The organism is Homoserinimonas sedimenticola (genome assembly GCF_026094475.1).
GTDB lineage: Bacteria > Actinomycetota > Actinomycetes > Actinomycetales > Microbacteriaceae > Homoserinimonas > Homoserinimonas sedimenticola.
Genome location: NZ_JAPELL010000002.1, coordinates 91,238 through 103,630, shown reverse-complemented (window position 1 = coordinate 103,630; position 12,393 = coordinate 91,238). Strand labels below are relative to the sequence as shown.

12 protein-coding genes and 1 tRNA gene are annotated in these 12,393 nt (G+C 68.4%); 1 reads left to right on the top strand and 12 read right to left on the bottom strand.

Annotation, left to right across the window (positions count from 1 at the left end; all coding sequences use genetic code 11):
• Positions 1-14: 14 nt before the first annotated feature.
• Together OH146_RS11680 and OH146_RS11675 are read right to left on the bottom strand one after the other, a co-directional pair.
• On the bottom strand, positions 15-893 hold the full coding sequence (locus OH146_RS11680; protein ID WP_265160984.1) for a M48 family metallopeptidase: 879 nt from the start codon (positions 891-893) through the stop codon (positions 15-17).
• A gap of 19 nt (positions 894-912) precedes the next feature.
• Positions 913-1,479, bottom strand: coding sequence for a LemA family protein (locus tag OH146_RS11675; protein WP_265160982.1), 567 nt, complete (start codon positions 1,477-1,479; stop codon positions 913-915).
• Positions 1,480-1,707: 228 nt separating this feature from the next.
• Here OH146_RS11675 and OH146_RS11670 point away from each other — a divergent pair, with 228 nt between their 5' ends.
• Positions 1,708-3,807 carry a hypothetical protein gene (locus OH146_RS11670; RefSeq protein ID WP_265160979.1) on the top strand — a complete coding sequence of 700 codons (2,100 nt, stop codon included), beginning with the start codon at positions 1,708-1,710 and terminating at the stop codon, positions 3,805-3,807.
• Between the two features lie 28 nt (positions 3,808-3,835).
• On the opposite strand, the gene OH146_RS11665 is transcribed toward OH146_RS11670, so the two are convergent.
• The 10 genes from OH146_RS11665 to OH146_RS11620 all read right to left on the bottom strand — a co-directional run bounded on the left by OH146_RS11665 (position 3,836) and on the right by OH146_RS11620 (position 12,268).
• The gene (locus OH146_RS11665; protein ID WP_265160977.1) at positions 3,836-4,570 is read right to left on the bottom strand and encodes an SOS response-associated peptidase; all 735 of its coding nucleotides are present in this window, start codon (positions 4,568-4,570) and stop codon (positions 3,836-3,838) included.
• 37 nt (positions 4,571-4,607) lie between these two features.
• A tRNA-Leu gene (locus tag OH146_RS11660) sits at positions 4,608-4,681 on the bottom strand.
• A gap of 27 nt (positions 4,682-4,708) precedes the next feature.
• Positions 4,709-6,043 (bottom strand): NAD(P)/FAD-dependent oxidoreductase, encoded by a 1,335-nt coding sequence (locus OH146_RS11655; RefSeq protein WP_265160975.1) that lies wholly within the window; start codon positions 6,041-6,043, stop codon positions 4,709-4,711.
• A gap of 10 nt (positions 6,044-6,053) precedes the next feature.
• Complete coding sequence (locus OH146_RS11650; protein WP_372508500.1) at positions 6,054-7,313, bottom strand: S8 family serine peptidase; 1,260 nt, start codon at positions 7,311-7,313, stop codon at positions 6,054-6,056.
• Positions 7,310-7,855 carry a DUF501 domain-containing protein gene (locus OH146_RS11645; protein ID WP_265160973.1) on the bottom strand — a complete coding sequence of 182 codons (546 nt, stop codon included), beginning with the start codon at positions 7,853-7,855 and terminating at the stop codon, positions 7,310-7,312. The genes OH146_RS11650 and OH146_RS11645 overlap by 4 nt, the downstream gene beginning before the upstream one ends.
• On the bottom strand, positions 7,852-8,361 hold the full coding sequence (locus OH146_RS11640) for an FtsB family cell division protein (RefSeq protein WP_265160971.1): 510 nt from the start codon (positions 8,359-8,361) through the stop codon (positions 7,852-7,854). Before OH146_RS11640 ends, OH146_RS11645 begins: the two co-directional genes overlap by 4 nt.
• A gap of 59 nt (positions 8,362-8,420) precedes the next feature.
• Complete coding sequence (gene eno, locus OH146_RS11635; protein WP_265160969.1) at positions 8,421-9,701, bottom strand: phosphopyruvate hydratase; 1,281 nt, start codon at positions 9,699-9,701, stop codon at positions 8,421-8,423.
• A 75-nt stretch (positions 9,702-9,776) separates the two neighbouring features.
• The gene (gene hisS, locus OH146_RS11630; RefSeq protein ID WP_265160967.1) at positions 9,777-11,009 is read right to left on the bottom strand and encodes a histidine--tRNA ligase; all 1,233 of its coding nucleotides are present in this window, start codon (positions 11,007-11,009) and stop codon (positions 9,777-9,779) included.
• A 31-nt stretch (positions 11,010-11,040) separates the two neighbouring features.
• The gene (locus OH146_RS11625; RefSeq protein ID WP_265160965.1) at positions 11,041-11,634 is read right to left on the bottom strand and encodes a TetR family transcriptional regulator; all 594 of its coding nucleotides are present in this window, start codon (positions 11,632-11,634) and stop codon (positions 11,041-11,043) included.
• 103 nt (positions 11,635-11,737) lie between these two features.
• Positions 11,738-12,268 carry a ferritin gene (locus OH146_RS11620; RefSeq protein ID WP_265160962.1) on the bottom strand — a complete coding sequence of 177 codons (531 nt, stop codon included), beginning with the start codon at positions 12,266-12,268 and terminating at the stop codon, positions 11,738-11,740.
• Between the last annotated feature and the right edge of the window lie 125 nt (positions 12,269-12,393).

Genomic DNA, 12,393 nt, shown 5'->3' with positions numbered 1-12,393 from the left:
GCGCGGGATGAAGCTTAGAAGCCCCCGCCGATCTGGCGCAGGCGCTCGATGCGCTTCTGGATGGGCGGGTGCGTCGAGAACATGCGGTCCACGATGCCTGGCTTGGTCGGGTCGCTGATCCACATGTGCGCCATGGAGGTGTTCTGCCGCTGCATGGGGCGGCCGTACTGGCCCAGCTTGGCGAGAGCGCTCGCGAGGGCATCCGGATGCCGCGTGGTCATCGCGCCCGTCGCATCCGCAAGATACTCGCGCTCGCGGGACACCGCCGCCTGCACGACCGTCGCGGTGAGAGGGGCGAGGATCATCGCCGCGAGACCCAACACAAGCATCACCGGATTGTTGTTGTTGCGGCTGCCACCGAAAAACGACATTCGTAGCAGGATGTCGGCGATGAAGCCGATCGCCACGACCAGGCCGAAGACGATCGTGGTCACGCGGATGTCGTAGTTCTTGACGTGCCCCATCTCATGCGCCATGACGCCCTCGAGTTCGGCATCCGTCATCATCTCGAGCAGCCCCGTCGTCGCGGCGACGATCGCGTGCTGTGGGTCGCGTCCCGTCGCGAAGGCGTTGGGTGCAGGGTCGTTGATGATGTAGACCTTGGGCATCGGCATGCCCTCAGTGATGGAGAGATTCTCGACGATGCGGTAGAGCCGTGGGTCGTCATTCTTCGTGATGGGTCGCGCGCCACTCAGAGCGATCGCTTGGCGACTGGCCGCGAAGTACTGGATAGCGACGTAGACGAGCGCCCCCACGATCGTGCCGATGAAGACCGACCAGTTGCCGCCACCCCAGATGTTCATGGCGACGAAAGCGAGCGCCGCGATGATGATCAGGAACAGCAGGATGATGAATACAGTGTTGCGCTTGTTTCTCGCAATCGCGCGATACATCTAGCCCCCGACGCTCGCGCTAGAACTGCACGCGCGGCGGTTCAGCGATGGCCGCGGCATCCGAGACCTCAAAGAACTCACGCTCGGAGAAACCGAGGCCGCGCACGAAGAGAGTGTTGGGGAAGGTCTTGATCTTCGTGTTGAGCTCGCGCACGCCGCCGTTGTAGAAGCGACGGGCCGCCTGGATCTTGTCTTCAGTGTCGACCAGCTCGCCCTGAAGTTGCAGGTAGTTCTGGCTCGCCTGCAGCTGCGGGTACGCCTCAGCAACGGCGAAGATGCTCTTGAGCGCAGACTGCATGTGATTCTCGGCGACCGCGGCGTCATGCGGCGTCTCGGCGCTGAGCGACTCCGCACGCGCCTTCGTCACCGACTCGAATACGCCCTTCTCGTGCGCAGCGTAGCCCTTGACGGTCTCGATGAGGTTCGGGAGCAGGTCAGCGCGGCGCTTCAGCTGCACTGTGATGTCGCTCCATGCCTCGTCGACCCGCACGTTGAGCGTGACCAGGCCGTTGTAGGTCGCCCACAGGTAGATGCCCACCACCACAACGAGCAGAACGATGATGCCGAAGATGATGAGGAGTTCCATGGCAGAACTATAGCGAAGCGGCGCTGGGGGTCGACTGCGGGTTCTGGGTGAGCACCGCGGGGACGTCGGGGTGCACCCCACTTCTCCGTCTCAAGGATGATTCGCCTCATCATTCCGACGGAAACACAGCGACATCATGCGGGAATGCCGCACCCCGTCCCGTATTCTGGCGCCTAGACCACCCTGTCCACGCTTCGCCAGCCCACAGCAGGCACCCACCCGAGATGAGTGACGGTGCACCGAACGCCACCCGGAGTCGAGGCCGCCCCGGCCCTGAGGCCCCCGTGGCGCGCCCTGCTGCTTACGACACTGCTCGCGGCATCCGCCCTCCTCGCCCCCGCCCTCCCGGCCGCCGCCGAGTCGGAGTCGCCCGAAGCCGAGCTGCAGCCGGCATCACTCATCACCTCCCCTGCCGACGGGGCCTTCATAGACCGCAACAGCCTTCAGGTCACGGGCGGCGGCACCGAGGCGGATGCTGTGGTCACCATCACAGTCGACGGCACGACAGCCTGCACCACGACAGTCGTGGAGAACGAGCAGGGCGATCTGGTCTGGCAGTGCAACATCACGGCGATTGCCGATGGGGCGGGGCGGGTCATCGGTGCGACGCAGGAGCGTGACGACGACGAGCCGCTCAGCGACAGCGTCACCGTCAACGTGCTGGGCCCGCCCACGATCGACCCCGTTTCGCCGACGACCGGCATCGTCTCCGGCACGGCGCGCGCCGGCGCCCGCGTCAGCGTCACCCTCGGCAGCAGCGCGGGAGCGTGCACTGCGACCGCGACGTCGACCCGCTACTGGTCGTGCACCGTTGCGACACCGGCACAGCAACGAGTTCCCTCTGGCACCTACCGCGTGAGCGCCCGTCAGACGGACCCCGCGATCGCTCCCGACGGCAGCTACTCCGCAGCATCCGCCCGCACGATCCAGGTCGACACGACTGCGCCCGCGCCGCCCGTCATCACGACACCCGCGGGCGATTATCGCCTGCTCACCCTGCCGACGACGTTCTCCGGCAGGGGCGAACCGGGCGCGAGCGTTGACGTCTACCTCGACGGCATCCCCGTGTGCAGCGCTCGCGTCGTCGATGGCGCCTGGGCGTGCCTCGGCGGAAGCACCCTCACGAACGCTGCCCATCAGGTGCGGGCGGTGCAGATCGACGCGGCAGGCAACCACAGTGCGCCGAGTCCGGCAATCCGGGTCTTCTTCGGTCCTGCCCAGCGCCCGGGCACGCCGACGCCGACCCCCACGCCGAGCCCCTCCCCGACGGATGCCCCCTCCGAGAGCCCATCGACGCCGACGCCGAGCAACCCCGAGCCCAGCCGCAGTCCCTTCCTTCCGCCCCTCTCCGGGGATGCGGGCCCCGACGCGCTCACCAACTGGGGCACGCCCACGACCTTCGGCGATGGGCTCCCTCTCTTGCACGAGAGCGTGGAGCGGGGCAACTGGGCGCGGTCACCCCTCCTCGCGCTGGGCGCTATCGCACTTGTCGCACTGCCGCTGCGCCTGCTCGCGAACGAGCTGCGTGGCCGCTTCGCACCGCGGCAGGCTCCCCTCGCGGGCCGGAACCGCGAGCCTGTCCCACTCACGGAGCAGCACACGACGGGTGCCAACCCGTGGCTCGCGATCGCCGTTCCCTTCCTCATCACGGTCGCCTTCATGGTCATCGCGGATGGCGTCAAGGGCGAGGTCCGCTACCTGCGACTCTCCGCCGCCGTCGCGATCGCTCTCGCCGTGCTCAATCTCGTCGGCGTCGCGGTTGCCGCACGCTTCGGCCGCCTCTGGAAGGGCGTCGATGTGCGCGTGCGCTTCCGCCCCATGCTGCTCGCCGCCGCTATCGCGACCGGGCTGCTCTCCCGCCTCGCGGGGCTCACTCCACCGCTCGTCTCCGGCACTCTCATCGGCGCGCGGATGCCCCACGACACCCCCGTGCGCCGCCGAGCCGTCATCAACCTGCTCCAGGTCGCGACCGTGCTGGGCCTCGGCCTCGTCGGTTGGGTCGGGCACGCGATCGTGGGCGAGGTGGTCGGCTTCTGGCCGACCCTGACGAGCGAGATCTACGCGGCCCTCTGCCTTGTCGGCATCGGCTCCACCCTCGTGCTGCTGCTCCCCCTCGGTGCCCTGCCCGGTCGGGTCGTGTGGGAGTGGCACCCATGGCTGTGGTTCGCAGTAACGCTGGGAGCCGGAACGGTGGCGTTCGCGCTGCTGCTCGGCGGAGCATCCGCACACTTCCCCCTCGCGACCATGGTGATCCTCGCAGGGGTGGTCGCCGCCGTGTGCCTCGGCGCGTGGGCCGTGCTGCGCTTCGTCGTTAAGCGCGACGCATAGGCAGGCCGACCAGAACAGGATCGTGTGCTCAGAAGAGCGCGGGTTGCGGCGTCTCCTCGATGGGCTCGACGAGGTGCGGGCCCTCATTGCGCACGCTGTTGACGTCTCGCGACACAGGGTGATACTCGAGCCGATCCGCGACCTCGAGGGAGGTGAGTTGCAGCAGGTTGACGCGATCGTCGGGGTCCAGCTCGCCGCCCAGCCACTCGTCTATTGCGTCGCGGCTGAGGAAGGCGGGCATCCGATCATGCACTTCGCCCGGGGCGACGTGGGCGTCGAGCGTGATGACGGCCATCGAGAGCAGCCAGGGGTCGATCTCCTCCCCCTCCTGCTCCGCCTTCTGAGCGGCCGCCCGGTCGAACCACGGCCGGATGATGCCCGCCATCGCCATGTCGCCCTCGGGCGCGTGCACGAAGTAGGGCTGCTTGCCGTCGGGGGTCGCTCGCCACTCGTAGTAACCCAGGGCGGGCACGATGCACGGATGCTCGGCGAAGGGCGTCGCGAAGAGCTTGTTCTTCGTGACCGTCTCGATGCGGGCGTTGATGATCGGCTTGCCGCCCCCGAAGGTTGGGGAGGACGGCGGCACGATGCCCCAGCGCACCCCCGCGAGCCTGCGCTCGCCGTCATGCTCGCGGATGACCGGGACCGTGTCGGTCGGCGCAATGTTGTAGCGGGGCCGCCAGTCGTGGAAGTCCCCGCCGCGGGCGACGTACTCCTGAATGAGGTCGTCGGTCTCCTTGTTCATCGCAAAGCGTCCGCACATGCGGGCAAGGCTACGCCCGGCCACCGACAGGGGCGAGTGCCCCCACTGGGATTCGAACCCAGACTGTGCCGATTTTAAGTCGGCTGCCTCTGCCGGTTGGGCTATGGGGGCGAAAGCAGGGCCCCCGCCAGCCGAAGTCTACTTGCGGGGTGCGGCCTTGGGCCGAGCGGCGTACTCCTCGAAGACCGCGCGCGGCGCCTCGCGCATCTCGATGCCGACCGTGTCGCGACGGAACAGGAACGAGATGATCCAGTTGCCGAAGACGCGGGCCTTGCGCTCCCACATCGGCATCGCGAGACCGTGATAGCCGCGGTGGGCGATCCAGGCGAGGGGGCCCTTGATGGCGATCTTGCCCGACTGGAACACGCCGTGGCCGATGCCGAGACCCGCAACCGCGCCGAGATTCTTATGGAAGTACTCGCGCGGCTCGTCGCCCCGCAGGTGACCGACGAGGTTCTTGGCGAGCAGCTTGCCCTGGCGCACGGCGTGCTGCGCGTTCGGCACACACATGCCTGCGACGCCGCCGCCAGTCAGGTCGGGCACAGCGCTCACGTCGCCGGCGCCCCAGACGTCGGGGACGATCTCGCCGTCCTCCGTGCGGGCACGCAGGTCGGCGCCGAGGCGAAGGCGGCCACGCTCCTCAAGCGGGAGGTCGGTGTTGCGCAGCACGGGGTGCGCCATGACACCCGCGGTCCAGATGATCGTGTCGGACTCGAAGACCTGGCCGGTCGATGTCTCGATGCGTCCGTCGACCGCGGAGGTGAGCTGCGTCTCGAGGTGCACCTCGGCGCCACGCTGCTTGAGGTTCATGAGCACCCAGTGGCTCGTCTCGAGCGACACCTCGGGCATGATGCGGTCCATCGCCTCGATGAGGTGGAAGTGGGTGTCGTCGAAGGAGATCGACGGGTACTGCGCGAGCAGGGCGCTCGCGAAGCTGCGAAGCTCAGCGAACACCTCGATGCCGGCGAAGCCACCGCCGACGACCGTGACGGTGAGCAGGCGGTCGCGCTCCGGCCCCGCGGGCAGCATCGACGCCTTCTCGAAGTTGCCGACGATGCGGTCGCGGATCGCCGCCGCCTCCTCGATCGTCTTGAGACCGTAGGCCTGGTCGGCGATACCCGGAATGGGGAACGTGCGCGTGATGGCCCCCGCCGTCACCACGACGATGTCGTACTCGAAGGGGTAGGGCTCACCCGCCTCAGGCGTGATCGTCGCTGTCTTCGTCGCGTGGTCGATCGCCGTGACCCGGGCCGCCACAACGTTCGTCGACGTGAGGTGCCGACGCAGCGGGACCACCGCGTGCCGCGGCTCCACCGTGCCCGCCGCGACCTCGGGGAGGAAGGGCTGGTAGGTCATGTACGGGAGGGGATCTACGACCGTGACATCCGCTTCACCTCGCCGGAGGTGCTTCTCGAGCTTGAGCGCGGTGTAGAACCCGGCGTAACCGCCGCCGACAATGAGGATTTTTGGCACGACGGCGATTCTACCCCCCGCTGCCAAGTCTCTCGAATTGACGGCGAGCCAGCCAGCCGAGGCTCCCGACCGCAAGAGCGAACACGACGAAGACAAGCACGGGGATGCCCACGAAGCGCAGCTGGTCAATCGTCGGCAGCACGGCGCCGAGAGGGCTGACGGGCCCGGCCACCTCGGACTCGGGAATCGGGGTCGGCGACGGCAGCACGGGCGTTGGAGTGGGGATCGGCTCGGCGTCGGCCCGCCGGTAGACGCGGATCCAGTCGGAGAGCTGCTGTGCCGGGTCCTCGCCCGCAGCAGGGACCGAACTCGTGACGGCGGCCGCGGCATTCACCAGGCCGTGCCCGTAGATGGGGCTCGGGTCCGCCTCGCCGGGCACAGCGCGCGCCGTCGCCGTGATCCGAGCGATCACCTCGCCCGCGTCGAGCTCCGGATGCGCCGAGCGCACGAGCGCCGCCACGCCCGCCACGAGGGGAGCGGCCCCACTCGTGCCGCCCCACGACGAGTAGCCGCCACCCGGGGTTGCGCCCACGAGCTCCTCGCTCGGCGCCGCCACCCCGATCGTGATGCCCTGCGACGAGGCATCGAAACTCGCGTTGCCCTGACGGTCAAGGCCCGCGACCGTCAACACGCCCGGCATCGTCGCGGGAGCGCCCACCTGCGTCGTGCCGCTGCCGCGGTTGCCCGCCGCAGCGACAATCACGACATCGTTCTGCATCGCATAGAGGAAGGCGTCATCCCAGCTCTCGGGCCACTCGATCGTGTTGCGCGTGAGCGACATGTTGATGATGTCCGCCCCATTGTCGACCGACCAGCGCACGGCCTGGGCGACCTGATCGTCGGACGAGACAGTGCCGACGCCAAAGCCCACCGATACCGACAGGAGGCTCGCCTCGGGAGCGACGCCGATGACACCCGAGTCCGTGCCCGTGCCGCGACCCGCCAGCAACGACGCGACCATGGTGCCGTGCTCCCGGCTCGAGTAGCCGACGGGCGTCTGGCCGTCCGCGCTGCCCACGCCCGAGACATCCGTGCCCCCGACCACCGCTCCGAGCAGGTCCTGGTGCGTGCCGTCGATGCCCGTGTCAATCACCGCGACCGTGACGCCCGCGCCGCGAGTCGTGTTCCACGCCTGAGTCACGCCGTAGTCGTCGAGCCAATACTCCCGGTCGCGGATGCTGTCAGCCGCCGCCGGGGACGCCGCCGCGAAGGGCAGCACAAGCGCCAGCGCGAGCGCCGCCGCCACCCGACGGCGAGGCGAGCGGGTCACTTGACTCCGCTCGACGTCGGCGCGTCCGGCTCGCCGGGGGCCGTGTAGTCGACGCACTCGCACACCTCGGGCGACCAGTCGGCGCGCTCCAGCGCGAGATCGCCGATCGGATTGACCCCCGGCCCCGCCGCAAGCGAATGCCCCACAAGCGCGTGCAGGCACTTCACGCGCGTCGGCATCCCCCCGGCGGAAACCCCCGCGATCTCCTCGACATGCTCAATGCTCTCGCGGTCGGCCAGATAGGCCTCGTGCGCCCCACGGTAGGCATCCGCCATCTCGCCCTCGAGCAGGGCCGCGAGCTCCGGCATGACGCCGTTCGCCTCAAGCGTCGAGACCGCCGCCGTCGCCGCCGGATGGCACAAGTAGTAGAGGGTGGGGAACGGGGTGCCGTCGGCAAGGCGCGGGCGCGTCGACACGACCGTCGGGGCGCCGCAGGTGCAGCGCGCCGCGATGCCGATGACATCGCGCGCCGGGCGGCCCAACTGCAGGGACACGATGCGCACGTCCTCCGCGGAGGGCGGGTCGAAAGGTGGTGTCGTCACTGGCCGACCTCCTGCATGCTGGGGGCGACGATCTCGGCGGGCGTGGCATCCGTCAGCCCGGCGGTGAAGACCGAGGAGAGCATCGTGCTCACCCAGTCGACCTCGGTCGTGAGCACCTCGTCGCTGATCGGCAGGCCCGCGTCATTCGTCACCGTCTGGCCATCGTCGATGATGAGGTAGCTGTATTCGCCGGGCTTCACGTAGTAGAGACGCTCTCGTGCCTGCGCCTCGACATAGCTGGGGTCGTCCCAGCGCGCGACATCCTGCTCGAGCTCCTCCACGAGCTCCTGCTGGGCCGCGACCTCCGCTGCGAGCTGTGCCCGCTCGTTCTGCTGCTCCGCGAACACCCTCAGCGACGGCGCAAGCGCCACGACGAACACGATGAGCATGCCCAGCGTCAGCATCGTGAAGCCCGAAAGACGGATGCCGCGGAGCCAGTTGGTCGTCGCCCCCTGGGCCGGCATCGCCACCGGCACGCGGGTCACACGAGGGGCGCGCTTGCTCATGACACAAGGGTAACCGGCGGATGCGGGCCGAGCCTGCTAGGGCTCGGCCCGCGCCGAGATCAGCCCTTGAAGCGGGGGAACGCCGAACGGCCGGCGTAGGTCGCCGCCGCGTCGAGCTCCTCCTCGATGCGCAGGAGCTGGTTGTACTTGGCGACACGCTCCGAGCGCGCGGGCGCACCCGTCTTGATCTGGCCACAGTCGGTCGCTACGGCGAGGTCCGCGATCGTCGTGTCCTCCGTCTCACCCGAACGGTGCGACAGGATGGCGGTGTAGCCACTCCGCTGCGCGAGGCTCACGGCGTCAAACGTCTCCGTGAGCGTGCCGATCTGGTTGACCTTGACGAGGATCGAGTTCGCCGTGCCCTGCTCGATGCCCTTCGCGAGGCGCGCCGGGTTGGTGACGAAGAGGTCGTCGCCCACGAGCTGCGTATTGTCGCCGATCTCCGAGGTGAGCTGCGCCCAGCCCTCCCAGTCGTCCTCCGAGATGGGGTCCTCGATCGTGACGAGCGGGTAGGCGGCGACCAGGTCGGCGTAGTACTCGCTCATCTGGGCGGCCGTGCGCTGCTGACCCTCGAAGGTGTACTTGCCGTTCTCGAAGAACTCGGTCGCCGCGACATCCAGGCCCAGGGCGATGTCGGAACCGACCGTGAAGCCGGCCTTCTCGATCGCCTCGACCAGCAGGTCGAGCGCGTCGCGGTTGCTGCCCAGGTTGGGCGCGAAACCGCCCTCGTCGCCGAGGCCCGTGCTGAGGCCCTTGCTCTTCAGCAGGCTCTTGAGCGCGTGGTAGGTCTCGACACCCCAGCGCAGGCCCTCGCTGAAGGTGGCCGCGCCGACGGGCAGGATCATGAACTCCTGGATGTCGACGTTGCTGTCGGCGTGCGAACCACCGTTGATGACGTTGAGCATGGGCACGGGAAGCGTGTGCGCGTTGGGGCCGCCGAGGTAGCGGAAGAGCGGCAGGTCGGACGAGTCGGCCGCCGCCTTCGCCACCGCGAGGCTCACGCCGAGGATCGCATTGGCGCCCAGCTTCTTCTTGTTGTCCGTGCCGTCGAGCTCGATCAGCGCGGCGTCGACGAGGCGCTGGTCGGTCGCGTCGAAGCCCTCGAGTTCGGGGCCAATTGTGTCGAGCACGGCGCTCACAGCGTTCTGCACGCCCTTGCCGAGGTAGCGACCCTTGTCACCGTCACGCAGCTCGTACGCCTCGAACGCGCCCGTCGACGCACCCGACGGAACAGCGGCACGCGAGACGGTGCCATCCTCGAGGAGGACCTCCACCTCGACGGTCGGGTTGCCCCGGGAATCCAGGATTTCGCGGGCTCCGATGGCCTCGATCAACGACACGGGTATCTCCTTCGAGAGAGTGAGGGGGTTGGACGGTGCAATCCTACTCACGCCGGTCTTCGCGTCGGGTGTCGATCAGGCGAGAGGGCGGAGCTCCAGTGCAGCGGCGTCAGTCGAGGCATCCGCGTTCACGAAGGCGAAGAGGCTGAAACCCTCGGCGGCGAGCCGCTCGAGCGCCGCCTTCGTGTTCTTAGGGCGACGTTCGAGGCGCACGCGCCGTCCCTCCCCCACGAGCGCCGTCTTGAGCGCCACAAGGGTCGCCGCGGGCACACGCGCGTCGTGGAGGAGCACGACCGAATCCGCCCCATCTTCCCCGGGGAGTTCGACCAGATCCACGAGACGCTCGAAACCGAGGGAGAAACCCGTCGCCGGGACATCCGTGCCCAAGAATCGGCCGATCATGCCGTCGTAGCGCCCACCGCCGCCGAGCGAGTACCCGAGCGCGGGGTGCGCCACCTCGAAGATCGTGCCCGTGTAGTAGCCCATGCCCCGCACCAGCGTGGGGTCGAACACGAGTGCCGCCTGAGGAACCGCCGCCCGCAGCTCGAGCAGCGCCCGATACGCGTCGGCATCCAGCCAGGCGGGCGCATCATCGAGCAGATCCCAGCCGCGCGTCTCGAGCGCCGCGCCGAGCCCCTCGGTTGCGATGCCGTGCTCCGCGAGCTCCGCCGCGACCCCCTCCGGCCCGATCTTGTCGAGCTTGTCGATCGTGATGAGGGCGCGCTCATGCAGTTCGGCCGGCACATTCCAGTGCGTCAGCAGCCCTGTCAGGATGCGCCGATCGTTGATGCGGATGCTGCAGCCCTCGAGCCCGAGAGCGTCGAGCGCCGCCGTGGTCGCCGTGATGAGCTCAACCTCGGCGAGCGGGCCGGCCTCACCGATGATGTCGATGTCGCACTGCACGAACTGCCGGAAGCGGCCCTTCTGCGGGCGCTCCGCCCGCCACACGGGGGCGATCTGAATCGAGCGGAAGACGGGCGGCAGGGCGGCGCGGTGCGTCGCATAGAAGCGCGCGAGCGGCACTGTCAGGTCGAAGCGCAGCCCCAGGTCCGCGAGTTCAAGGGCCTCGGATGCCGCGGCCAAATCGTCACGGGTCAGCCCGCGCTTGAGAATGCCGAAGGCCAGCTTCTCGTTGTCGCCACCGAGCCCGGAATGCAGGCGCGCACTGTCCTCCACCACCGGGGTCTCGATCTCGTCGAAGCCGTGCGAGCGGTACACGTCGCGGATGATCGCGAGCACACGCTCCCGCCTGGTCTTCTCGGTCGGCAGGAAGTCGCGCATACCGCGGGGAGGTGTGACGGAAGGCATCCCCCTATTCTGGCAGGCCCGTCGGGGCTGTTCAGCGAGCGGAGAGCATCCGCTCAATGCGCTCGCGAGACTGCTCAGCGAAGAGCCGGAAGGCGCGCGTCGCGGCATCCGCATCCTGATTCACGACGAGGTCGTACTGCAGGCCGAAGATGGTGTCGACCGTGAGCCGGGATTCCGCCTCGGCCGCGGCGGGGTTCAGCCCCAGGTCAATGAGGGCGTCCTGGCCGATCTGCTGCCAGCGGGCATAGATCTCGCGGCTGAACCTGTGGCTGCCTTCTCGGGACTCGAGGAGTGCCGCCTCGAACTCGAGACGCAGCAGCAGGATGCTGCGAGGCTGGATCGCCCACGCCCACGAGGTCTCCATGCTCTCTTGATAGGTGAGGATCGTGACGGGCGTTTGCTCCAGTCGGCGGGCGATCGCGAGCGAGCGCTGCGAGAGGGATCGCACGATCTCGTTGATGAGTTCGGCGCGAGAACCAAAGTGGTAGACGAGGGTGAAAGTGCTCACACCGAGGGCCTGCGCGAGCGGCCGCAGCGACACACTCGAGAGCGGCTCGTCGAGCAGGTACTCAACGATCTGCTCGAGCAGCGCCGGTTTGCGGTCGGGATCGGTGGGGCGGGACACGCCGCCACGATACATGAGAGGAAGGCTCAGCCTTGCCGAGTCGGGGAGAAGGAACGAGCGGATGCCGCGAGCTCACGCCAGCGACATCCGCCCACTCCCATGCCTAGACCGCGCCCCCTGCCGCCTCGGGGGCATTGGCATCGTGCCCGCCGTCGCCCACCGCCTCACGCGCGAGATAGTTCTCGACGTCGAAGAGGTTCTCGGCACGCTCCACGATCGTGAGCAGGGTGCTCATGGAGGAGACCTCCTCGACCTGCTCCTTGAGGAACCAGAGCATGAACTGCTCGCCGAGCGCGTCGTTCTCGGCGCGTGCGGCGGCGAAGAGCGCCTCGATCTGCTGCGTGACGCGCTTCTCCTGCTGGAGGGCGAGGGCGATGGGCTCACGCTGGTCGACGAAGTCGTTCTTGACAGAGGGCACGCCGGGGATCACGACGCCCATGTCCCGGTCGAGCCGGTACTGCACGATCATCATGGCGTGATTGCGCTCCTCGAGCGCTTGGCTGTAGAAGTGCTTCGCGAGCTGGGGCAGGTCGCGCTCGTCGAACCAGACGGCGATCGCGATGTACTGCTGGGCCGCCTCGAACTCGTGACCGATCTGCTCCGCGAGCAGCTGGTCGAAGGATGCATTCGTCATAGCGCCGACGGTACTCCTGCCCGCGAGGTGGCGCATCCAAGGCTAGGCAAGCCATCCGCCGACTGAGGTAAGCCTCGCCATTATCGAGGCCGACTCGAAGACGCGACACAGGGCCGAGCTAACGA

What these genes read in the sequence shown, in the direction of transcription:
- OH146_RS11680 (WP_265160984.1), bottom strand. Translation starts at nt 893, where the DNA reads ATGTATCGCGCGATTGCGAGAAACAAGCGCAACACTGTATTCATCATC.
- OH146_RS11620 (WP_265160962.1), bottom strand. Translation starts at nt 12,268, where the DNA reads ATGACGAATGCATCCTTCGACCAGCTGCTCGCGGAGCAGATCGGTCAC.
- OH146_RS11665 (WP_265160977.1), bottom strand. Translation starts at nt 4,570, where the DNA reads ATGTGCGGACGCTTTGCGATGAACAAGGAGACCGACGACCTCATTCAG.
- OH146_RS11675 (WP_265160982.1), bottom strand. Translation starts at nt 1,479, where the DNA reads ATGGAACTCCTCATCATCTTCGGCATCATCGTTCTGCTCGTTGTGGTG.
- hisS (WP_265160967.1), bottom strand. Translation starts at nt 11,009, where the DNA reads ATGCCTTCCGTCACACCTCCCCGCGGTATGCGCGACTTCCTGCCGACC.
- OH146_RS11640 (WP_265160971.1), bottom strand. Translation starts at nt 8,361, where the DNA reads ATGAGCAAGCGCGCCCCTCGTGTGACCCGCGTGCCGGTGGCGATGCCG.